The 23,632-nt window shown below is 40.0% G+C and carries 21 protein-coding genes and 1 tRNA gene; 15 read left to right on the plus strand and 7 right to left on the minus strand.

Features of this window, described 5'->3' with window-relative positions:
* Nucleotides 1–30: 30 nt before the first annotated feature.
* On the minus strand, nt 31–648 hold the full coding sequence (locus tag ATC1_RS00650) for a sugar transferase (protein ID WP_062277068.1): 618 nt from the start codon (nt 646–648) through the stop codon (nt 31–33).
* Between the two features lie 252 nt (nt 649–900).
* On the opposite strand from ATC1_RS00650, the gene trpS reads away from it, so the two are divergent.
* The gene (gene trpS / locus ATC1_RS00655) at nt 901–1,902 is read left to right on the plus strand and encodes a tryptophan--tRNA ligase (RefSeq protein WP_062277071.1); all 1,002 of its coding nucleotides are present in this window, start codon (nt 901–903) and stop codon (nt 1,900–1,902) included.
* 241 nt (nt 1,903–2,143) lie between these two features.
* Here trpS and ATC1_RS00660 read toward each other — a convergent pair whose 3' ends face one another.
* Together ATC1_RS00660 and ATC1_RS00665 are read right to left on the minus strand one after the other, a co-directional pair.
* The gene (locus ATC1_RS00660) at nt 2,144–3,139 is read right to left on the minus strand and encodes a WD40 repeat domain-containing protein (RefSeq protein ID WP_062277074.1); all 996 of its coding nucleotides are present in this window, start codon (nt 3,137–3,139) and stop codon (nt 2,144–2,146) included.
* A gap of 11 nt (nt 3,140–3,150) precedes the next feature.
* Nucleotides 3,151–3,909, minus strand: coding sequence for a LapA family protein (locus ATC1_RS00665; RefSeq protein WP_062277077.1), 759 nt, complete (start codon nt 3,907–3,909; stop codon nt 3,151–3,153).
* A gap of 179 nt (nt 3,910–4,088) precedes the next feature.
* Between ATC1_RS00665 and radA the strand changes: the two genes are divergently transcribed.
* From radA to holA, 3 genes are all read left to right on the plus strand, one after another.
* Nucleotides 4,089–5,501: a DNA repair protein RadA gene (gene radA, locus ATC1_RS00670; RefSeq protein ID WP_062277080.1), complete on the plus strand. Its 1,413-nt coding sequence runs from the start codon at nt 4,089–4,091 to the stop codon at nt 5,499–5,501.
* 194 nt (nt 5,502–5,695) lie between these two features.
* On the plus strand, nt 5,696–6,247 hold the full coding sequence (locus tag ATC1_RS00675) for a DUF6391 domain-containing protein (RefSeq protein ID WP_152024186.1): 552 nt from the start codon (nt 5,696–5,698) through the stop codon (nt 6,245–6,247).
* Between the two features lies 1 nt (nt 6,248).
* Nucleotides 6,249–7,256, plus strand: a complete 1,008-nt coding sequence (gene holA / locus ATC1_RS00680) for a DNA polymerase III subunit delta (protein WP_062277086.1) — start codon at nt 6,249–6,251, stop codon at nt 7,254–7,256.
* 132 nt (nt 7,257–7,388) lie between these two features.
* Here the strand turns inward: holA and ATC1_RS00685 are convergent, their stop codons facing one another.
* On the minus strand, nt 7,389–8,798 hold the full coding sequence (locus ATC1_RS00685) for a DUF3048 domain-containing protein (RefSeq protein WP_062277089.1): 1,410 nt from the start codon (nt 8,796–8,798) through the stop codon (nt 7,389–7,391).
* A gap of 434 nt (nt 8,799–9,232) precedes the next feature.
* Between ATC1_RS00685 and ATC1_RS00690 the strand changes: the two genes are divergently transcribed.
* The 9 genes from ATC1_RS00690 (at nt 9,233) to ATC1_RS00730 (ending at nt 18,132) form a co-directional block, all read left to right on the plus strand.
* The gene (locus tag ATC1_RS00690; RefSeq protein ID WP_062277094.1) at nt 9,233–10,501 is read left to right on the plus strand and encodes an ABC transporter substrate-binding protein; all 1,269 of its coding nucleotides are present in this window, start codon (nt 9,233–9,235) and stop codon (nt 10,499–10,501) included.
* Between the two features lie 190 nt (nt 10,502–10,691).
* Nucleotides 10,692–11,570 carry a branched-chain amino acid ABC transporter permease gene (locus tag ATC1_RS00695; RefSeq protein WP_062277096.1) on the plus strand — a complete coding sequence of 293 codons (879 nt, stop codon included), beginning with the start codon at nt 10,692–10,694 and terminating at the stop codon, nt 11,568–11,570.
* 21 nt (nt 11,571–11,591) lie between these two features.
* Nucleotides 11,592–12,662: a branched-chain amino acid ABC transporter permease gene (locus ATC1_RS00700; RefSeq protein WP_062277098.1), complete on the plus strand. Its 1,071-nt coding sequence runs from the start codon at nt 11,592–11,594 to the stop codon at nt 12,660–12,662.
* Nucleotides 12,643–13,356, plus strand: a complete 714-nt coding sequence (locus tag ATC1_RS00705; protein ID WP_062277101.1) for an ABC transporter ATP-binding protein — start codon at nt 12,643–12,645, stop codon at nt 13,354–13,356. Before ATC1_RS00700 ends, ATC1_RS00705 begins: the two co-directional genes overlap by 20 nt.
* Nucleotides 13,353–14,066, plus strand: a complete 714-nt coding sequence (locus ATC1_RS00710) for an ABC transporter ATP-binding protein (RefSeq protein WP_062277104.1) — start codon at nt 13,353–13,355, stop codon at nt 14,064–14,066. The genes ATC1_RS00705 and ATC1_RS00710 overlap by 4 nt, the downstream gene beginning before the upstream one ends.
* A 13-nt stretch (nt 14,067–14,079) precedes the next feature.
* On the plus strand, nt 14,080–15,477 hold the full coding sequence (locus tag ATC1_RS00715; protein WP_062277107.1) for an amidohydrolase family protein: 1,398 nt from the start codon (nt 14,080–14,082) through the stop codon (nt 15,475–15,477).
* A 4-nt stretch (nt 15,478–15,481) separates the two neighbouring features.
* A complete protein-coding gene (locus tag ATC1_RS00720) occupies nt 15,482–16,579 on the plus strand; it encodes a branched-chain amino acid ABC transporter substrate-binding protein (RefSeq protein WP_062277110.1) in 1,098 nt (365 codons plus the stop codon).
* A 10-nt stretch (nt 16,580–16,589) separates the two neighbouring features.
* Nucleotides 16,590–17,045, plus strand: a complete 456-nt coding sequence (locus tag ATC1_RS00725; RefSeq protein ID WP_062277113.1) for a gamma-glutamylcyclotransferase family protein — start codon at nt 16,590–16,592, stop codon at nt 17,043–17,045.
* Nucleotides 17,046–17,208: 163 nt separating this feature from the next.
* Entirely contained in the window at nt 17,209–18,132 is a 924-nt protein-coding gene (locus tag ATC1_RS00730; RefSeq protein ID WP_062277115.1) for a DMT family transporter, read from the plus strand.
* Here ATC1_RS00730 and ATC1_RS15120 read toward each other — a convergent pair.
* From ATC1_RS15120 to ATC1_RS00745, 3 genes are all read right to left on the minus strand, one after another.
* Nucleotides 18,116–18,406, minus strand: a complete 291-nt coding sequence (locus ATC1_RS15120; RefSeq protein WP_062277118.1) for a helix-turn-helix domain-containing protein — start codon at nt 18,404–18,406, stop codon at nt 18,116–18,118. The genes ATC1_RS00730 and ATC1_RS15120 overlap by 17 nt on opposite strands.
* Nucleotides 18,407–18,428: 22 nt before the next feature.
* Nucleotides 18,429–19,790, minus strand: a complete 1,362-nt coding sequence (locus tag ATC1_RS00740; RefSeq protein WP_062277120.1) for a PucR family transcriptional regulator ligand-binding domain-containing protein — start codon at nt 19,788–19,790, stop codon at nt 18,429–18,431.
* A gap of 315 nt (nt 19,791–20,105) precedes the next feature.
* Nucleotides 20,106–20,177: transfer RNA gene (locus ATC1_RS00745), tRNA-Asn, on the minus strand.
* 270 nt (nt 20,178–20,447) lie between these two features.
* On the opposite strand from ATC1_RS00745, the gene ATC1_RS00750 reads away from it, so the two are divergent.
* Together ATC1_RS00750 and ATC1_RS00755 are read left to right on the plus strand one after the other, a co-directional pair.
* Entirely contained in the window at nt 20,448–22,331 is a 1,884-nt protein-coding gene (locus ATC1_RS00750) for a sortase (RefSeq protein ID WP_062277123.1), read from the plus strand.
* Between the two features lie 398 nt (nt 22,332–22,729).
* On the plus strand, nt 22,730–23,557 hold the full coding sequence (locus tag ATC1_RS00755; protein WP_062277126.1) for a LysM peptidoglycan-binding domain-containing protein: 828 nt from the start codon (nt 22,730–22,732) through the stop codon (nt 23,555–23,557).
* Nucleotides 23,558–23,632 lie beyond the last annotated feature (75 nt).

Here is a 23,632-nt window from a genome sequence, read left to right on the forward strand (position 1 = left end):
AAAGACGGGTTTGTCTTTCGTATTGCTGGCTTATTGCGGATGATTCGAACCCTGGAATTCTTCCATCGTCGCTTGATTTTTGGCTGAAATACCTTCCCGTTTCAGCACTTTAAAGACGGTCATAATTAGAATTTTTAAATCAAGCCATATAGACCAGTGATCCACATACCATACGTCCAGAGCGAATTTTTCTTCCCAACTGATCGCATTGCGACCATTGACTTGTGCCCAGCCAGTGATTCCTGGTAAAACAAGATGCCTGCGATGTTGTTCTTTTGAATAACGATCCAGGTATTGCATTAAGAGCGGACGCGGACCGACCCAGCTCATTTCTCCTTTTAGGACGCAGAATAGTTCCGGAAGTTCATCCAGGCTGGTTGTGCGCAAAATTCGGCCAAAACGTGTCAACCGCTGATCATCCGGCAAAAGCTTCCCCTTTTCGTCAAATGCATCTCGCATCGTCCGAAATTTATAGATCGTAAAAATCTTCTCATGAAAACCCGGCCTTGGCTGTTTGAAGAGAACAGGTGTTCCAATTTTTATCCAGACAAGCAGTGCGATAACAGCCATAACCGGAAGGGCAACAATCATCGCAATCAGCGTCAGGGTGAGATCAAGAATTCTCTTTATAATGGGCACATTTGACATTTTTGCTGTTAACCAGAAGCGTTTATTTCGATTGATCTAATTTGAAATTTGTATTGCCTTCTCAACATAGAGAAAGTACTTATGATTGTCTTGTTGTGTATATTGAACAAAAATAACCTGATAATCAATAATTCTTCCAATTTTTCGTATCGAATAGTCCCTTTATTTCATATTACAATTAGGGGAAACAGGATACATCGATGATTTTTATGACATCGTTAAACATTCTACAGGATAAGGATTTTTTTTACAATGGAGAACAAAAAAGGTCTCGTTTTTTCCGGAGCACGTCCGACAGGACGGCAACACTTGGGGAATCTACTCGGGGCAATTCAAAATTATGTCGGATTGCAACAAGATTATGATTGTATTTATTCCATCGTTGATATTCATGCATTAACTACAGTTGAGACAACTGTTGACTTAAAACAAAATTGTCTTGAAATGGCTTTGGATTGGCTGGCTGCAGGAATTAATCCGGATCAATCGATTATGTTCGTTCAATCGCATGTTCCGCAGGTTATGGAGCTTCATACAATTCTTTCCATGATGGTTTCATTAGGAAAACTGACGGATTTACCGACATTTAAAGAAAAAGTCCGCATGCATCCAAACAACGTAAATTACGGTCTTGTCGGATATCCCGTATTAATGAGTGCGGATATTCTGCTCTATAAAGCCAATGCCGTTCCGGTCGGAATTGATCAGGCGCCGCATCTTGAATTTACGCGGGAAGTGGTTCGAACCTTCAATTATCGTGTTGGCAAACAGGTGCTGGTCGAGCCTCAGATGAAAGTCACACAGTTTACAAAAGTGATGGGGCTGGATGGTGTGAATAAGATGAGCAAAAGTTTGGATAATGAGATTGAAATCGCGGCGGATGCGGAAACAACCCGTAAGCGCGTCATGACAATGGTCACGGATACGCAGCGAATTCGCCGCACTGATCCTGGCAATCCGGATGTCTGTAATGTGTTTTCTTTCCACAAGATGTTTTCATCACAGGCTGAGGTGGACACGATTGAGCAGGAATGCCGTTCTGCTGGAATTGGATGTGTGGATTGCAAGAAAAAATTAGCTGTCAATCTCAATAATTCCTTGGAACCACTGCGCAGCAGACGTCATGAGTTTGAGAGCAAACCCGATCAGGTTTGGGAAATTCTCTATGACGGCGCTGATCGAGCGCGCAAAATTGCTGACCAGACGATGCTTGAAGTACGGGAAGCGGTCGGTCTGGCTTTATATCGGCAATAGAAAAATCGGGGATGGACAGAAACCTCAACAACGTGAAATATAGGGAGGATTCTTTATTGCTGTGATGGCTTTTCACGGAGTGCAAAACCATCACAATGACAAATCTTTCCTCTTTTCTTAAAGAGTTTTTCCAAAATTCGAATTACTGATCCGGATCATCGGATCAATAAAAAAAAACGGGGACTTCAATAATCGGAAGCACCCGTTTTTTTTATTTTCTATAGAATTGCAGATAAAAATTTCACTTTGTATCGAACTGAATTAATGAAACTTTCCCTTGATTGGTCAGTACTCCCAGATAGATGCCATCTGGAGAGAATGAAATCTGTTGGATGCGTTCTGCCTGGTTTGTATCCGTATCATTGGATAGCGGGAACGATTCCTTGCTGCTGATTTTGAAATCGGTAAGATTGACTGTATATAGATTGGAATCATCAGCAATTAATACCCGTTGATGATCCGGTTGAAAAGTAATAGCCTGAGCAGGTTGGTCTTGCAGAATTATACGGCTGATTTCTTCTCCGCTTTCGGTATTCCAAAAAATAACTGCATTTTGCATCGTATCTTCTGTGGAAATTGCAGTGGTCAGGATTTTTGAATCGGGTGAGAGCGCATAAACATCCACAAAATCCCAAAGGTCAATTCTTTTCCAGAGTTGTCCATCTTCAATTTTCTGAAGCTGGAAAGAAGCTCTGGCGTGCCACAAAATTGCAGCATTGTCTGGAGAAAACGTAACATTATAAACGGGAGCAGCCGTGGAAAAACCGGAAAGGGTTTTTCGCAGTTCCCCGTTTTGGGAGTCCCAAATGGAAGCAGAAATTTCATCCGCTGAATAAATCAGGACGGAGGATCCGTCAGGAGAACAAGATCCGCCATAGGCATGGAAAGGAATCGGGATACTTCTGATTGTCTCAGCATTAGTGGCATCATAGAACTCGATTTTTTGTTCGTCTTCGATGACGGCTGCGGTTTGATTGATCGCGCAAAATCCGATGATGATCTGATTTCCCTGATTTGTTTCGAATCGTACCAGTGGATTTAATTGAGGAATCGGATATCGCAGAATTGCGGATTGATTGATTTGCAGTATATTTCTGGCATCCGGTGTCCAGGCGAGATAGCCGGCTTGAAAAAATGCAGGTTCATTCTGTTCGACTGGAGAGAAGCCGCAGGAAAGGATCAGGAATATCGCAAAGAGGACTGTAATTCGATTTATCCGCAAGAAAGCTTTTTTCATAGAATTGCCAATTATTTCACCGAATCAGAAAATTCGTCTTTTTCTTCTTTTTTTTTATCTTCATCGTCCTGGATATCGACTGTCTCCGGAGAAGGAACAACCGCAGATGCTTCCGGAATATCCGGATTGATATCGACGGGGAGTTCTACCGACGTGACAGGTTGTGATTCAGGAATTTGATTCCAATGAGATTCTTCTGGCATTGGATTTGGGACATCCTGTGTTTGCAAGTCTTCAGCAGGTTCCTGATTTTTGAATAATGGAGAGGATAGTTTTGCTTCCATTTCCAGCAATGCTGCATCCATCTCGTTTCGGGCAGCGATTGCTTCTTTCTTTGCCTGTTCCGCTTCTGCAAGCGTCAAGTTCGCATTACCAAGCGCATTCTGTAAATCATTAATCTCGCGTTTGGTTTCCTGATACGTTCTTTCAAGATTCTGTTTTGTTTCTTCTAATTCCAGGATTCTCTGGCGCAAATCTTTATTTTTGTTTTGTGTGTCGATCAGATCGGTGCGATATTTTGCCAGACTGTCTTCCAATTCAACAACTTCTTTGTGATGGCGGCTGTTTGTTTTCTTGGATCGAAACCAGCCGGGAATCGTTAATAGCGTAGTCAGAATTGCTCCTATCGTTAATGCAATCAGCATTAATACTGCCAATGGACTATGAAATTCCCAGATAAAAAATTTTAATAAAACAGTCTCTGTGTTTTGCATTGAAAACATCACAGCCAGGACTGCGACTGCTAAAGAAAAGATCATAACAAATTGCATAAGTCCCTCCTTTTTCTTGTATCTTCAATTGTATAGGATTTTTTTAACTTTGCGTGAAAAATCAGTAACTCGAAATATTTCCTTGCTATTCGAATCAATCATAACAACAAAGAATCCTCCCCATATTCCGAATCGCTGTTTTGGAAAATTCTGTGCAAAAATAAGAATATAATTATCTCATGGGAAAATCATACACGCAATATGTTTGCCAACAGTGCGGCCGGATTAATCCGAAGTTTCTGGGACGTTGTCCGAGCTGCGGCGGGTATGGTACGATGGTTGAGGAAATCATTCAGGATCTTCCAGTTTCAAAAATCATAACATCGAGCAGCGGACAGAAACTCCATCCTTCCGAACCGACCCGGATGAACGCCATTGATATGAAAAATGAACAACGGATTGACACGGGGATCGCCGAATTGACACAGGTTCTGGGCGGCGGAATTGTTCCTGGTTCTGTCATTTTAATCGGAGGGGATCCCGGCATTGGTAAGTCAACGTTGCTCCTGCAGACTGCCATAAAAATCGCTGAAAGAGGGACCGTATTGTATGTTTCCGGGGAAGAATCCGAACATCAGATTAAGATGCGGGCATCCCGGATTCAGGATTTTTCCAAAGGCGATTCGAAAATTCCAGAAGAACTTTATCTCCTGACAGAAACAGATATGGATTCAATTTTGGATCAAACGCAAAAAATTAATCCGCAATTTCTGATCATTGATTCGATCCAAACTGTTCAACTTTCTGAATTGAATTCGACAGCGGGTTCTATCAGCCAGGTACGGGAATGTGCAGGACGTCTGCGTGAACTGGCAAAAAATCGTGGCATTACCGTTTTTTTAATTGGCCATGTTACTAAAGAAGGCATGATTGCCGGACCACGCGTTTTGGAACATATCGTCGATACCGTGTTATATCTGGAAGGCGACCGTTTTCAGTCGCTCCGTCTGCTGCGATCTGTCAAGAATCGCTATGGGCCGACATCTGAAGTTGGTGTTTTTGAAATGATCGAACGAGGATTGGTCGAGGTAAGCAATCCTTCGGAAGTGTTTCTGGCAGAACGCATGGTCAATGCGCCCGGATCGGCAATTGTCGTTACAATGGAAGGGACAAGGCCGATTCTGGTAGAAATTCAGGGTCTCACCAACATTACACCTTTTGGAAATCCGCGGCGCACGCCAGTCGGTATTGATATAAATCGGCTTTTTTTGATTACAGCTGTGATCACTCGGAGACTTGGAGTCCGATTAAGCGAACAGGATGTTTTCGTCAATGTCGTAGGCGGATTAAAAATCTCAGAACCGGCGGCCGATCTTTCAATTGCCGCGGCTATTGTTTCATCGGTAAAAAACCAGCCAATTCGTGCTGATTGTGTGTTGATCGGAGAGATTGGACTATCTGGCGAAATTCGGGGAGTGAGCAAAACTTCTGCCCGGTTAAAAGAAGCTGCGAAACTCGGTTTTACTACAGCCGTTATTCCCCATGCACTGCGACGGAATGAAACGTTTCCCAGCGGTATGCAAGTGATTGAAGCCCGATCTTTGCGGGAAGCGATCCAGACAGTTTTGCTGCCCCCGATTAAAGAAGAGTAACTCCGACTGATGATTTTCAGATTCATTGATTGGGATTTGATTTTTTGGAAATACGCAGTAATTCGAAATTTGGAAAAACCTTTTGAGGAAAGAGAAAAATAGTTGTTGTGTTGTTTTGTGTTTTAAAAAAATTAGACAACAACAATTATTCCTTTCCATACTTTGAAACTTCGAATTGCCGGGAAATAAGAGGAATGATGGAAAATAATGGATTAAAAACAAGGCTGAAAACTCCAATTGAAACGATGGTGATTCAAATACGAAAGAATCATGCATTGGAACATGCTTCGATTCATGTCCTCGAGACAAAATACCAAAAAAAATGTCTCTCTGGATATTCGATTTATAACGGATTCTTTCTGATGGGAAACCTAACGATTCAAGAAGCTAAAGATGCGGCAGATTTAGCTTTGGCAAGGCTGCAGCATGGCGAGAAACAACTGGCAATCCATCCGGGATGCGGCACAAATTTAGCTGTAACCGGATTTTGCACGGCAGTTGGAGCGATGATCACACTATCCGGTGCAAATTCCAGAAAAGAACGGTGGAATCGGTTTTCAACATTGGTTTCCATGAGCAGCCTTATGGTGATGATTTCAAAACCTTTGGGGATTAATGCTCAGAAATATATTACAACCGATGCGGAAGTTTCCGGATTGCGGATTATGGGAATCAGTGCAAGTGAATTGTTTGGAAAACCGTGTTTTTTTGTTGAGACGAGTCTGACATTTCAGGAATTTCATTAAGATGGATGGCGCTTCAAATATTTGCATCCTGCATGGAGACGATGAAGAAGCAATCGAACTGGAACTCAAAAAAATTGAAAAGCTTTCGATTGATTCTGGCTTAGGTGATTTGAATTTTCAGGAACTGGATGGAAAAGCTCTCTCCGGTGATGATTTTTCGAATGCAATATTTGCTCTCCCGTTTCTGGCGGATAAACGAACGGTCATCTTAAAAAACCCATTGCAATTAGCAGGCGGCAGAGATGGAAATCAGCGGTTTCTGAAACTGCTGGAATCGATTCCATCTTCAACGTTGCTTTACCTGGTGATTCCAGACATGATTGAAAGAAAAGACTGGGCAACGCTGGGTAAGACTTCATTTTTGCGTAAATGGGTCGAAAAGAACTCCGATCGGGCTGCCATCATGGAATACAAACTGCCTTCCATTCAGGCGATGCGAGACTGGATTATTAAGAAAGCTGCTTTTCTAGGAGGACAGATTGAAGGTCCGGCAGCGCAGGCTCTGGTTACCAGTGTGGGAAATGATACCAGAGCGGCAATGTTTGAATTGGAAAAGCTGTTGTTATATGTCGATTATCAGCGTCCTGTTGATATTACTGATGTGCAGGATCTTGTTTCCGGTTCCATGCCAGTCAGCGTTTTCGATATGGTCGATTTTCTGGTATCCGGAAATGCGCGTGACGCTTTACGGACGCTGCATAGGCTGTATGATGATCAGGAAATTCCTGTGCTTTTTTCGATGATTGTACGCCAGTTCCGTCTGTTGGTTCAAACCAAAGAAATCATGGATGAACATGGCGCTTCCGACAGTGTTCAAAGAGAATTAAACCAGATCCAGTATGTTGCTGATAAATTAATGCGTCAAGCGTCCAATTTCACAACGGATCAGATTAAGAGAATTTATACAAAATTGGTTGATCTGGATTTTGAATTCAAAACCAGTCAGACAGATATGAAAGCAGCGCTGGATACTTTTGTCATGGATGTGGCGAAAATGCTTCAAAAATAAATCGGCATTTCGAAATTTGCGAAAACAATTAATAACGAAGAAAGAAAAATAGATGTTGTGTTGTTTTTGCATTTTGGGCAAAAACAACACAACATCAAATTATTCTCTCTATATTTCAAATAGCTCAATTTGTTATTTTGTTACTTGCAGAATTTCAACCAATTCTTTGTTTTCAGAAAGTGCAATTTCTTTTTCTTCCGGTTTTACCGAAATATAGGGAATTTTCCAGAAACCGGTTCCCTGGGATACTTCATTACCGAGTGCTGTGGATGTTTCATAATATGGATTGCCGGTTGAAATGATATGGACCCAGCTTTGCCCCGGTTTTAATGGAAAAGCATTCCCTGCCTCATCGATAAAACGGATCGGGCGCATTCTTTCCGTTTCTCTTTCATAAGCTTCTGATTTTGTTGTCCAGTACACCTGATACATAATACCGTCACGGAAGATAATCGCCGGATTCTTTTCCACATAATTGAAATTGACTGTAAAATTGCCTTCTGTTCCAACGAGCGTGTGCGATGCAAAGAGAACGATCAGATTTTGGACTGCTATAGGCCGATCATTGAGAATATCCACATCCTCAACAATCTCCGGATTTGAAGAAGAATTTTGTGATCGATGATAAAGGCCATCTTTTGCATCAAACTGCCATAGTATCTGATTAAAACTGGCATAACGCATAAATAGGGATTGACCGTGTTTTCCTTCTTTTACAACACCAATGGAAAATGGAATTGTTAAACCCTCGATATCTGGTATTACCAGTCTTTTTTTCCATTTTTCCAGGTAATTTTGAATGTGCGCAACCGGAATGTCCGGATATTTTTCATCACCTGCCAATCCGAACCATTTTTCATTATTCAAAATACCGGCATCCTCAACATATTGTGGATTGCCGGTTGTCAGGAGTAAGGCTTGATATTGTTTCCGCAGGGATTCAAGTCCCAGTAGTGCTCCAGACATTGCTCCGACATATGGTTCCATCGCTTTCGTAGTTTCCGGCAAGGATCCATAGAAAAGCGCAATGGGTCGGGATTCGCCTGTGTTTGCATACATTTCAAATACCCAAGGCGCCTGGCTTAAACCGGCAGATGGGCGATTGCCGTCCGGATATCGAGATATCGGAATTAAAACCGGAGGATAGGTCAGATAATCCGGATTACTGATAGACTGTCCGGTCAGCGGATTGACAAGCGGCAATGTCCCTGGAGAAGCGGGGATGGCAGTTGCAGCGGCGACTGTCGGTGATTTGCTGCTTTCCACTGTTGCTTCGACTGTGTTTTCCGGATTTTCAGTACTTTCCGCAGGGACAATTTCTGTCTCTGCCATGGTATTGACAGGAGCGGGCATTGTTTCAATTGGGGATGCGGTATCAGTTTCGGTGATTTGTTCCGCTGATTCTGTCTGAACCGGTTCAGTTATTGGAGGCTGGTTCGTTGCCATATCTCCGTCATTTACCTGGTAGGCACGCATCGCGGATGACAGGAGAAAAACTGCGATCATCCCAATAAGTAATTTGAAAAGGATATTTTTTTTCATAATCCGCCTTCATGACTGATGTTATTACTATAGCAGTGCTTTGATTCACAAGGAGCTGAATCATTCCGTGTCAATTTTTACAATTTGTCATCTGTGAAGTGTTATTCTGTTTTCTGCAGCCCATTTCAGCGCAGGTCTACTCCTATTTTACAACAGAAGTGTTCTGCAGCAGCAATTCGAAATAAGGATTGATTTTTCGAATAAAGAAAGAAAATTAGTTGTTGTGAAGTTTTTGCGCGAAGCGCAAAAATAAATGATTAATAAATAATTCTTTCCATAATTCGAATTTCTGGAAATATTGCACAATACTCTTTCGATAATAATTTCAATTTCTACTGAATTCCTGAGTATTCAATATGCAAATGCACATTTTAGCTTTCTTGTTTTTTTCTATAATTCATATAAGTCAGGGAATCAAAAAGAAAGGAAAGAAAATGAAGAAGAATATTATCCCTATTTTTATGCTTGTAGTAATTTTTACAAGCGTGTGTTTCAGCAGTGGAATTGCAGCAGATGATACTGTAAAAATCGGTGTTGTTTATCCACTCTCAGGAAATCAGGCGTTGACTGGATTTGAATATCGTGCCGGTTGTGAATTGGCAGAAGAAATCATCAATAATGAACATCCTGAATGGGCTCCGTTAAAATTTGCCGAGACTGCCGGTATTCCAGCACTTAACGGCAAAAAGATCGAAATTGTCTATGGTGACTCTCAAGCTACTCCTGAACGCGGACAAAATGAAGCAGAACGGTTGATCACACAAGAAGGTGTTGTGGCTTTGATAGGTGCATTCAACAGTTCCGTTTCAACCACAGCCAGCCAGGTTGCCGAACGTTATGGAATTCCATTTATCTGCGATTCTGCCAGTTCCCCAACTTTAACATCTCGCGGTTTCCAATATTTCTTCCGCGTCTTTGGTAACGATGCAATTTTTGTTGAAAACCTGTTCACCGCAATGCGGGAAGAAGCGGATAAAGACACCAGCAGAGAATATAAAACTGTCATGGTTCTTAATGAAAACTCCCTTTGGGGTTCCGATGTCGCGGATATCGCAAAATTAGTAGCGCCAAAATATGGATTTGAGGTGATTGATCAGATCTCCTATCCTTCTACAACGACACAGGTCAACTCAGAAGTTCAGCGGGTTATAGCCAAGGACCCGGATATTCTCTTCCAGGCGTCCTATGTTGCGGATGCAATGCTTTTCATGCGCACGTTCAAGGAACAAAAATATACTCCGAAGATGTACGTTTATGCAGATGGGAAACCATTGAACTTTTCCTATCGAGAAACACTCGGACCTGATGGCTGGTGGACAGTCTTCCGTACTGTATATTCAAAGAAAGATGCACCATTTGTAAAACCGATTACAGAAGATTATTTTGCGGAACATTATCCTGATCTAAAATTTAATGAGAATCAAGGGAGTGTAATTACTTCCGTTCAGGTATTGGTTGATGCAATTAATCGTGCAGGAACTACCGATCCGGAAAAATTACGTGAGGCTTTGACCCAGACTGATATTAAAGGTGAAGAAATTATTCTTCCATTTGCTGGTGTTCAATTTGATGAAACCGGACAGAATATTTTAGCTCGAGCCATTGTTGTTCAGGCTCAGGAAGATTTCAAATTTGTAAATCTGTGGCCTTCTGAAATGAAAAATGGCGACTATGTACCTTATCCTTCGTGGGAAGAAAGATAAATAATAATCATAATCATAATCAGTCTGCTGTTGTTTTTGTAGCAGCAGACTGAGTTTATAAAAAAAAAAAACAGAAAAACTAAACCTTGTGATCGAAGGAAGCGTAAGGTTAGAGATTTTTTGTAAAATTTTTTACCTAACTTTTCCTTCCTCAATTTTTTTTTACAGATGAAATAGAAAGAAGCAGCGCATGACAGGATTAGATTTGAATACCTTTCTTCAGATTTTGATTTCAGGATTGTTAATGGGTGCTCTCTATGCTCTGGTTGCCTCAGGCTTAAGCTTGATTCAGGGATTGATGAATATCATCAATTTTTGTCACGGTGATCTTGTAACAATTTCTATGTATACTTCGTTCCTCTTATGGTCAGTTTTCAAAATGGATCCTTTAGTTAGCATTCCAGTGTGCATTATCGTTTCAACACTGGTCGGTATCGCTACACATAAACTGATCATTTCTCAGGTTTTACGAAGTCCATCCAGTTTTGGACAAATGTTTTCAACCTATGGATTAGGTATCTTGATTGCTTCAACATTGCAATTCGTTTTTACACCAAATTATCGGAGTGTTCTAAATCCATTTGTTGAAGGTTCCATTTCAATTGGAGCCATTAATATCAGCAAGCCGCTACTTTTTGGAGCTGTTGGAGCTTTACTGGCTTATGGGCTCTGCTACTGGTTTATTCGACGTACACCCGAAGGGCAGGCGCTGCAGGCGACTGAACAGGATATTGATGCGGCGAAAATGATGGGTATTGACACTGAAAAAATGTTTTTGCTTGGGTGGACGATTTCCGGGTTCTGTGTTGGGACTGCAGGAGCGTTGTTAACAAATTTTTACTACATCCATCCATATGTCGGTGAGACTTTTTCCAATATTTCCTTTGTTGTCGTAACTTTAGGAGGATATGGAAGTTTTGAAGGATCGCTAATTGCCGGTTTAATTGTCGGAGTTGTTGAAACCATATCAGGATATGTGATAGGTCCCCAATATAAATTAATTCCGGTTTACCTGACCTACCTAATTGTATTAATGTTCCGCCCTCGCGGATTAATGGGCAGACGATAGAAACGGAAAGGAGCATTAATCATGAAAGATAATGGAAAGCAATTAATGAACGACACACGAAAAATCTCACGAGGTATGGTTTTTCGAGTGATTGGCGGATTATGTTTAGCGATATTTTTATTATCATTTCCTCATATTTTTACCTCAAACTATCTTCGAAATTTGGCAATTCTCACCTGCATGTGGGCAATCGGTGGTCAGGCATGGAATGTCTTGAGTGGATATGGATCGAGATACTCAATGGGACACGCGATCTTTTTTGGACTTGGGGCTTATTCCTCAGCAGTTTTATTTACAAAATATGGCATATCTCCCTGGATCGGCATGATAATAGGAATGCTGGTCTCATCATCCATATCGGTAATAGTCGGTTTCCCCACCTTCAAACTTACTCCCGCCTATTACGGAATGGCAACTCTGGGTTTCACTTTTACGCTTCAGGCAGTTTTTTTGAATTGGCGTTGGGTTGGGGATTCACGAGGAGTCTTCATGCCTCTGCTTCGTAAATCGTCAATATTAGATTTCCAATTTGCTAATAATAAGACACAATACTATTACATTGTTTTGTTTTTACTCGTTCTGAGTTATCTCCTGGTTTATAAGGTTTCTAAGTCAAAATTAGGCTTTTATATTCGGGCAATGAAAGAAGATGAATTAGCAGCACAAAGTCTTGGTGTCGATGTGATGAAAAATCTCCAGATTGTCGGAATCATCAGCGCTTCTTTGGCATCGGTTGCCGGTACTTTTTATGCGCAATACATGTTATACGTTGACCCTATGAGTGTTTACAACAGTATTACATCCAATAACTTTATATTAAGCGCCACATTAGGTGGTATAGCTACCATTGCTGGCCCGTTGATTGGTGCGATTATTTTCATACCAACCGGTGAATTAATTCGCGGCTGGATCGGTGGATCGGGAAAAGCATTTGATCAGATGCTTTGGGGATTTGTGATTATTCTAATTGCGATCTATCGGCCAAGCGGTATTCTTGGCTGGTTCAAAGAACATGCTAAGTTTTTTTCTGGAATTTCAAAATGGATGAAAGAGCCTATTGTTAGGAGCAATCATGACAATTCTCGAATGTAAGCATATTTACAAGAAATTTGGCGGCATTACTGCGAATAATGATGTCAATATCTCGATTGATGAAGGGGAGATGGTTGGATTAATCGGACCCAATGGATCCGGTAAGACAACGTTATTCAATTGTATATCCGGTGTTTACAAAATAGATTCTGGCGAAATCATTTTTCGTGGAAATGCCATTCAAAAATTGCCCCCACATCGGAGAACTCCTTTAGGAATTGCCAGAACTTTCCAAATCGTGAGACCTTTTAAAGCTTTGACGGTTTTAGAAAACGTAATGATCGGCTCTCTCTTAAAATCCAAGTCACCGTTGGAAGCGGAAGAAAAAGCCCGTGAAATCATCGAATTCCTTGGAATGACTAAATATATCGATTACACAGGAGCCCATTTGACACTGGCTTATAAGAAACGCCTGGAAATTGCGCGGGCATTGGCAACGGAACCCTATATATTAATGTTGGATGAAGCGATGGCTGGTCTTAACGCTGCTGAAACCAAGGAAGCGGTTGAATTTGTTCGGAAAATAAATGACCGAGGCACTTCAATCATTCTGGTAGAACACGTTATGGAGGTTGTAATGCCATTATCTGACAGGGTTTATGTTCTTGAGAATGGAAAAGTTATTTCCCAAGGACTACCTTCAGAAGTATCCAAAGATCCATTGGTGATTGAGGCTTACCTGGGGGGTGAATGATGTTATTGGAATTGAAATCAATTCGCGTTCAATACTCAGAGATTATTGCTCTGCATGAAGTGTCTTTGCACATTAATGAAGGAGAACTGGTTGCTGTGATCGGCTCGAATGGTGCAGGCAAGTCAACCATGCTGAGGGCTATTTGCGGGATAAATCGGCTTTCATCAGGTGAAATTTGGTTTGATGGAAAAAAAATCAGTTCCATGAAAGCATTCAAGACGGTTGAGATGGGTATTTCTCATGTTCCGGAAGGAAGACGTCTTTTTCCAAGGATGACAGTTTATGAAAATTTAACCTTGGGCGCATGGACTAAAAGGAAGGATACGATATATATTCAGCAGCAGATTGAAAAAGTCTATCATCTTTTCCCGATTTTAAAAGAACGCGCTTCACAAAAAGCAGAAACTTTATCCGGCGGACAAGCGCAGCAATGTGCTATTGGCAGAGCATTAATGTGCAGCCCAAGAATGATTATGTTTGATGAGCCTTCTCTGGGCGTGCAACCGAATATTGTTGCCCGAATATTTGAAAATATTCAACAAATTAATCAGCAGGGAATTACTGTATTACTGGTGGAACAAAATGTAAAACGGGCGCTTGATTTGGCGGACCGCGCTTATGTTTTGCAAACTGGAAATATTGTTTTAGAAGGAACCGGAACAGAACTCATGAAATCTGTAATGGTTCAAAAAGCATATTTAGGAATATAAGCGAGCAAATCTTATGACTTCTACATTAATCAAGAATGCAATGATTGCTTTATTTGACAGGGAAAGAACATTTATCGAACGAGGCTGGATATTTATTCAAAATGATCGAATCAGACAGATTGGTTATGATAATCAAAACCAACCAGAAGCTGATTTTGTTTACGATCTTGAGCATCACCTGGTTATGCCGGGATTTGTCAATATTCATGCGCATCTTCAGCAATATTTCCGAGGATTGTATGAGTTAATAGGGGATTTCTATCAGGTAAATCTTCCTCTTGAAGGTTATCGATTAGATGAGGATATGGAAACACTCGGTTTGGCTTCCGCTGCCGAATTTGTTTATGGCGGATGCACAACTTCGCTTGTCATTTACACATACCCGGAGGGATTCGCAAAAGCGGTGAAAAAGACAGGAAATCGTGTCTATCTGGCATCTGATATTGAAGAGGTTGATCTGAAAGAAATGCAGAAAGGCAAGTATTCCTTTCTTCCAGAAAAAGGGAAGGTTGCTTTTAATCGAGCAGTCCATTTATATGAGGATTGGGAAGGAGCTGCTGAAGGAAGAATTCGGACATTGATGTGCCCAAAAGCGACCGACTTAGTTCTACCTGAAACATATCAGAAAGTAAAGGAATTTGCAAAAGAACGGAATTTGCGTATTACGACTCATTTAGCACAGTCGGTTAGAGAGTATCAGCAAGTCATGAAACTATATGATTTGTCGCCAACAGAGTATTTAGCAAATCTAGGAATATTGGATAATCAACTGATTGCCGCACATTGTGTTTATACCTCCGCACAGGATGAAATGATGATTTTAGATAGCGGTGCTTCGATTGCACAAAGCACTTTTATCTCTGCACCATTTATGCGGTGGAAGGACATGGGAATTCCTGTAGGATTGGGTACGGATGATATGTTCCATGACATACTGCAGATGCTTCGTTCTACACGGCAAGCACAACAACATCGGTCCAGTGCTGTGATCGGAATTGATCAAATGCTTGCTTCTGACAGGTTTACAAGCCGGCTGTCACCGTATGAATTATTGGAGATGGCGACGATCGGGAGTGCCAAAGCGATTGGAATGGACTCTGATATTGGATCTCTTGAGACAAAAAAGAAAGCAGACTTAATTGCTGTTGACTTTAACAATCCACTATTATCTCCGACTTCGGATCCGATTACCAGCCTGTTGTTATACGGCAATTCTGGAAACATAGATTATGTAATGGTAGATGGAAAAATGATCAAAGATCCTTCCGGGATGATAAATTTTGATTTACCAATTGCATTGGAGCAGGCGCAAAATCGTGTAAATCTGATTGTTGATAAATTCTTTTTCGATTTTCCAGAACAAAAAAAACGATGGCAAAAGAAGCTTTCATATAAAGAGGGAGAGGCATAAGAAAATGGAAAATACAAAAAATAAGCCAGTTGCAAAGATTGGTTTTGGACTTCCATATGATACACCGCATGATGCGACGGGATATTGTGCAGCTGAATTAGCAATTCTTGAAGCAAACGAAAGAGATGACCTGCCGTTTTTTCTTGAATTGAAACTTGTCAACGACGAAAGAAATGTTGATCGGGCTCTTGTGGTTTCGAAAGAATTTTGTGAGGATCCGGCTGCAGTAGGTATGTTGGGACCATTAAACAGTCCAATGTCACATGCTTCACAACATGTCTATCATCAATATGGGATGGCTCAAATTTCCTCAGAACCGATAAGTCCCGGTTTAACTGAAAAAGGCTATGAGAATTATTTTCGTTTGTTATGTAAAGGTGATGTCTATGCAAGATTGCAAGCTCGTGTAGCTGTGGAGTATATTGGCGCAAAGCGTATTGTTGTTATAAATGATGGCGATCCTAATCGATACGACCCGTTGGGAATTGCTTTTTTCGATGAAGCAAAAAAACTTGGCTGTGAACCATTACTCATGTGGAAATTTGGTGATTCAGACAGACAGCTCAATTTTGACCCGCTTGTTGAAACAGTTAAATCACAGAATCCTGATCTGGTTTACTTTGCTGTTTATTGGAATCCTTCTCATATTATTGCCCACCAGCTTCGATATAAAAAATGTTCGGGAGTATTTCTGGGCACCGATGCATTAAAACACATTCCTTATTTGGAGGTATATGGTTTAGATCCTGAACCTCCGTATCATACTTTTAATGGTGTGGATGTTCGACTGGCACCTTCTTGCAGAGAATTTTTTAAAAAATTTGCAGTACTCTATCCTCATACATTGGTCAATCTCCAATATGCACCGGAAGGATATGACATGACCAACATGATGATAGAAGCAATCAGACGAGCTGGCGTGATTGACAGAACAGCTGTTCTTCATGAAATTCAAAAAATGGGACAAAACGGTTTTGATGGTCTAATTGGGAAAATTCGATTTGATGAAAATGGCGATTTGATTGATCCTGAAGTAGGTTTATACCGATGTGTAGAAAGTCTGCGTCATTATATCGGACCTGTAAAAGAGTTATTGAAATAAAGGGGGGAACATGCTGTATTTTTCCTATGGATCGTTTATGAGCATGGACGTACTAAAACAACATTGTCCATCTGCTAAAAAAATTTCAACTGCCGTTCTTCCGAATTTTGAAGTTGTTTTTAATTATTACTCAAAAAATTACAAAGGAGGATGCACTGGAGCTGAATTTGTCCCAGGGAAAATTGCTTATGGTGTTTTATATGATATTTCTGAAGAAGAAATGCTTCATCTAGACCAGGTTGAAGGTGTTTACTCAGCAAAATATTTTCGACAGGAAGTCGTCATTATTACCGAAGAGGGCAGATTGGAGAAAGCTTTCATTTATCGAACAACTAATCCATCCGGCCCTCACGAAACTACTCGGGCTTATTTGGGAAAACTTCTTGTAGGAGCCAAAGAAAATCATCTTCCGGATGAATATGTAGAAAAACTTCAAAGACATTTTGATTCTTTACCGGAATCATGAAAAGGTTAAAGTATTTAATAATATCGATTCAATAAGAAATTCAGAAAATTATTCTTCATTTCTTTCTTATTATTAATCATTTTGGCATAGAAAGGAAATGAGTACTGATCCAACATCATTTAACAAATGATGCTAAGTATTTTGTTGCATTAAACAGGACATAATGAAAATATTAGCACAACCAACGGAAAAACCTACAGCAATATCTTCGAATGGATATTTGTTCGCATTATTGTCAACCGTAGTGTGGTCATCTACTGGAATCTTTGTCAGCCATTTGCAGACTGACTATGGAATGAAAGCCATTACTGTTGCATTCTGGAGAGATTTTTTAGCAGCTTTTTTTCTGTTGATCATTATTGTCTGTTTTTCACGTGTTTCATTAAAACAAATTTTTGCAAATGCACTTTTTTCATTGTTTTTTGGTGTAGTTACCGCTTTTTTTAATTATTTTTGGACAACCTCAATAAAACTTAATGGTGTGTCTGTCTCAGCCGTTTTGACGTATTGTTCTCCTGCTTTTACTGCTTTGCTGTCTTTTATCTTTTTGAGAGAACATTTAAAACCTATAAAAGTGCTTTACATCCTGGTTGGGATATTAGGTGCGGCGATGGTTTCAGGTGCAATCTATCCGAGTGCATGGCAGAGTAATGCAATCGGAATTGGCACAGGCCTCCTTTCCGGATTGTTTTTTTCCATTTACAGTATTATGGGAAGACTTGCTGCAAATCGGGGTATGAATGCATTCTCATCGATGTTTGGTTCTTTCTTTTTTGCTGCAATCATTCTGTTATTCTTAAATATTCCTGATTCAGAATCGTTATTCAGTTTAAAAAATTCTCTTAATGGCTGGATGACTTTAGTATTGTTAGTTCTTGGACCGACAATAAGCGGTTATGGTCTTTACATGCTCAGTCTGACAATGATTCCGGCAACGATTGCAAATTTGATCTCTACTTTAGAACCTTTTTTCACCATTCTCCTTGCATATTTATTATTAGCAGAAAAAATGACCTTTATACAATGGATTGGAGGAGCAATGATTGTATTATGTGTTTTACTGATTCAGTTTACGCGCGATTTCTGAGATTTCCTTGGTCATTCTTTAAGTCGGAAGAATAGAAAGAGCAAACCAGAGTACTCTTTATCGCTATTAACAGGTTGATCATCGAAATTGAATCGGAAAAATCAATATCCCAATCTGATATTATTTTTTGTATTCTTTGTCGAAGCGTATTCCGATGAATAAATAATTCTCCGGATGTTTTTTTCGCATCCATCATATTTTCCAGATATACTGTCACCGTTTTTAAATATTCTGTCTTGTGTTGTATATCATAAGTTTCGATTTGTTTGATCATTTCACAATAGTGGTTTTTTTCATCAAACTGGTTCCCTTTTTTCAGAATTGGATAGAAAAAACCCTAACCGATCAAGCGACCATGTTGCTGGTTTTGATCGATACATTGCCTGACCAATTTGAAGTGATTCAATCGCTTCCTCAAGAAAAAATTTAAAATCCTGAATGTTACTCGCAACTCTGCTGATTCCAGCTACAATTTTGATTTTCCGTATTTCAGCTTCGCGAAATAAAAAATCAACGGTTTTTTCTGCCGGACTCTGAAGTATATTGGTCAGTATTACAACAACATAATTGCCATATTCAAACACTGTCCCTGGAACATTATTTTCTTTAATTTTATAATCAACAAACGAATAAATATATCCTTGCTGGTACTCAAAAAAGGGGAGATTTTTAATGATTAAAACTTGATACTGTTCTTTAAGACCCAGTTTTTTTGCAGTCTCATACCATTCACTGCTATTCTGTTCAGTAAAATCATTTGTCATTAAACTTTCAAATATTTCTCTTTTTCCTCTGAGCTCGGCATTGTGAATTGCTAAATCTCGGCTTGCTATTAATGCAGCAATGGTGGTCCCCTGTTCCATCACTGCATAATCGAATTCTGATATCTGCTTGTCTGTTCCAAGAATCCAAATATATCCGAATACCTGATCGGAAATATAAATTGGAGAAAGTAACATTTCAAAATTGATATTTTTATGAGTATCTTTTTTTATATATCTGATGGTTGGGTTAATTCTGGAAAAATATAACAAACCTATTGATTTAATCGCTTTTTTTTCTTCGACGGAGAAGAAACTCTCCTGATTAAGGCTTTTATATTGATAATGATAACTGACCAGGACTTCCTGATTTCTATCGCAAATTTCGACTGAATTGCCGACGAGATTTGATAATCTTTCCGCTAATAAAGTAAGTCCACCATTGTCGATGACTAATTGCGTTAGTTCTTTTTGAATTGGAATTGAATCTTCTACGGATGAGATTTGTTCCCGGATAATTCTACCGTTGATGGCATATGTTATGTCTACATAAGGAATATTCCACGGACAACGAATTAATGGAAAGTTCAAACGGTCTGCTTCTTCAATCATTGCGTCTGGAATTTCTTCAAAATATTTTCCAATTGAAATGATCATTCCTGCTAAACCGGTTTCAGATAAAATCTGAATAATTCTTTTTTGACTCTCAACTTCTTGCGATATTCCAAAAGCAGTCGAAAGCAGCAGCATACCCGGACGAACAAATGGAATCATATCTGGCTGATCAACGATATGTGTCCAATTAATTACATTATTGATGCCTTTATGTCCGGCTACTATTTCTAAAGTAGATAGGATAGGCAATTCTGCCATTGCAGTTTTTATGGTTAATGTCATGATGAATCAGTAAAAAAATTTCCAGGAAAAGGTGTGAATAAAAAGTTTTCAGATAACCTAAAACTTATTATAACGGAATTATTTGGTTTGGGTGAGAATGAATCACCAATTCGAAATTTGAAAAGAAACTTTGTTATTCGGTAAGTCAATCCATATTTCGAATTGCCGAGAAGGAATCCATGCATTTGATAGATTGTTAAAAATGTATTTTTTTAGTATTTCTTTTTTGTGTTCCTAAAACTTGAATCTTTTCTGATTATCGAACCGAAATTATAAAAAGCGTCCTGAATTTAATTTCAGGACGCTTTCCTTTTGCTCCTCGACCTGGATTCGAACCGGGAACCTAGCGGTTAACAGCCGCCCGCTCTGCCGTTGAGCTATCGAGGATCAACTCATAAAATTATATGCTCTTTTGTTTTTCTGTCAAGCAATACGTTATTTTTGAAATATGAAATGTGACTGACGTGAATTGACAAAGTAAATGCAACCAAAGCATAAATAAAGGAATACTCGATCATACAGATATCCGAATTGGCGGGTTCGCATCTCGCTTCATTTAAAACACGTTATGAAATCATGGTTGGCACAGGACTTGCACAATATTGAATGAACCTTTGGATACAGAATTATGTATACAGCGGAAAAGGATGATGACAAATGAAAACAAATTCTAAATACCTGCTTTGGATAATAATCACCATCTGTGTTCTGATGGTTTTCCCTGTATCAGCACAAGATGATCAAACAATAATACCTTCGGATGTCGCGCTGCCATTGGATAATCCTGTCGCCATCGATGACATCGATGAACCTGGTGCGGATGGTGAAATTGGTCTGGCTTATCTTTCTTACAACACGACCGTAGGTACTTATGCTAAATGTTCCACAGATGCGTTTTTCTATATGTTACTGGTAAACGAATCATCGGAAAGCGCTTCAGTGGTTCTGCCGCGAAGAGCAAAAGTTCAAAATCAATATTATTATGTTGAGAACAGTGCCTATACATGCAAAGATGTCAATTATACGACATGGACTCAGGATAATTATGCGGATGCCAACGGAGGATCAGCTTGCGTTTTAGATGATAATGTTCTGGATTTGCCAGCCCATTCGGTGATTTCTGTCAGAGGGAAAGTGGTCAATTTTTCACATGAAATCAGCAGAGAGAACAAGACTGATTCGCTGTTGTATCAATTCGATATTCAAATTAATAACAAACGGAAAAATTCAGCAGGTGCGTTATATGAAGAAAGCGCCATCTGCAAAGCTTTGGAATTTTTGGAAGTTTCTGAAAATAATCGGATTGAAGGCGGATATTTTATTGATCCGACGGCAAGTAAATCATGTTCGATGAATTATTTTTTCATTGTTGAAAATAGTGATTTAATGTATTCCAATGTTGTCGAACTCCCACGTTGGATCGATTTGAATAACAACCGTTGGAGTGTTGGCTGCAGTTATCTATACGACGGTTGTAAAATCTCCGGATTCCGCCATTATGCGTGGGCAATTCTCGAGGATGGCGCTGATTATCACAATTTGAATTATCAGTTTTGTGATCAAGATCGTGCCTTTGGCAATAACTGCTACGAAGAAAACACACTCTGGTGGCTGCGCATTCCTCCACAGACAAAAATTGCTGTTCGCGGTATGGTGAACAACCTTTGCGGTGATGCAGCTACGTATCCCTTCTTTGAAAATTATGTTCATGCGAGCTTTGAGATTAGTGATGCAGGCTCCAATAAATGGTGGGTTGATGGCGAAATTGCAGGGACTCCTCTCTCCAGCGCTGCTTCCAATTTAGAGGTAACTGCACCGCTCTATTCACAAATTTCCGATCGTGACCCGGACGAGGAAGTCACTCGTTATCTTTTTGAAGATCCTTCATTAGGGCAAGATGAGCCGGTTTCAAACGAAACCGATGCAGTAAACCAGACGGCTGTATCTTCACCGGCAGATATTGATCCGTTGTCCCGGAATGACGAGAGCTGGTATCGAATTGGTGATCCTGAATGCGATCATTTCTTCTGTCATGATTTTCATCTGCCTCCAACCGGTTTCCCTGCAAATCGGATGACGTTATTGAATCAACAGCCAACAGAGCTTGCGTATAAGGATTTGGGTAATTACCAAATTGAAATTCCAGCTCTGGATGTAATATCGTCGATTGTGGGTGTTCCACAGCAGGGTGATACCTGGGCAGTTCAATGGCTGGGTGAGAATTCCGGCCTTTTGGAGGGATCTGAATTACCGGGTGAAGGATTGAGTGTCATCGCAGCGCATAACCATATTGATACCGGAACGGCAGGACCGTTTGCCATGCTGAGTACGATGGAAGAAAATGACCGTATCTTTATTCGTAAACCAGGCGGTGATCTGATGCAATATGCGGTTTCACAGAACCTTTTACTGAAACCGGAAGCGTTTTCTGATTTGAAAAATGTCGTTACGGAGAATTCTCTGGTTCTAATCACTTGCGAAAATGAATCCGTGGATGGCGGATATCTGAACCGTCGCATAATTATTGCCAATCCTTCCTGAATACGAATGGCGATTGCACAGTAACTCGAAATTGAAAAAGTCAATCCCTATTTCGAATTGATAGCGGTTTCCTCGAGTAAAACGGGAAAAACCAGCACGAAACAGAATATATAGACAAAAAAGACCAGAATGAACTCAGAGAAGAGATTTCATTCTGATCTTTTTATAAATTGTTTTTTTCGAAATTCTGATTTTGGACTATGGAATTTTCCCCCTAAGTTTTAAAGGCCACTCATTATTTAAAATTTCTATTTCCAAATTCCGTAATTCGGACGATATGGAAGAAAAAAGAACATAGTATTTTTCCTTTCATACAGAAAACCGTTCTATGCATCGAATTACTGAGGGAGAACCCTTTTAATGTGAAGACTTTTTAGAAATATGGTACTATCTATCGCATGAAAAGGGTAAAAAACAGAGCCGTTTTCCTCCTTATTCTTGTTGTCTTCCTCTTGACTGCATGGGATGATGCTACACAAATATATGAAGTTGAAAAAGGAGACACACTTTCGGAAATTGCCTTTCAGTTTGGTTTGAGCATGGAACAGATTCAGGCAGCAAATCCGAAAGTTGATTTTTCACTGTTAAAGATTGGTGATGAATTGGTGATTCCGCCAGCTAATGCTGAGGAATATGACGCATTTATTCAGAGTATGTATTCGAAATATATTCAGTACAACGGTTCGGAATGCATTTCTCAGCTTTTTCATCAAATCAGTTGTTTGTCACGAATTAAAAATTCGGGGGATCAACCCGTAATCAATCTCCAAATGCAATTAGAGGTAGCGGACAGCAGCGGGAATAAATTGCTTTTATCTTCAGGTTCACCGTTGATTCAACTTTCACCTGGTGAAGAAATTCCCGTGTTGTTTACAGGGTTCAATTCGGAGTTATCTGCGCCTTTCGAAACACGATTTCAGGTCAAGAATCTGGATGTGGCTGACTATCGTGAAAATTCTTTTCGCATTGCAGCAGATTCGATGGGCAATTCTTATGAAATCTCTCCCGATGGTTTGTGTGCGAAAATACAAATCCGTTTTGCATCGGATCTTGATATTCATGCTTTCAACCGGAACATTAAGATCGTGGCTGCTGTATATCGAAAGGATGGGACTCCAGCCGGTATTCGAACATGGATTGGAAATGTCGCATCTGAAATCAACATGAGCGTTTATTCACTTTCCGGTAAAATCGAGTCGGTGAAAATTTGGGCAGAATATTATTAGCAAGCAGCCATTCGAAGACGATGGTTCGAAATATGTTGAGGGTTCTTTATGGTTGTGATGGCTTCATGCAAAGCC

The sequence above is a fragment of the Flexilinea flocculi genome, from assembly GCF_001192795.1.
GTDB classification, from domain to species: Bacteria; Chloroflexota; Anaerolineae; order Anaerolineales; family Anaerolineaceae; genus Flexilinea; species Flexilinea flocculi.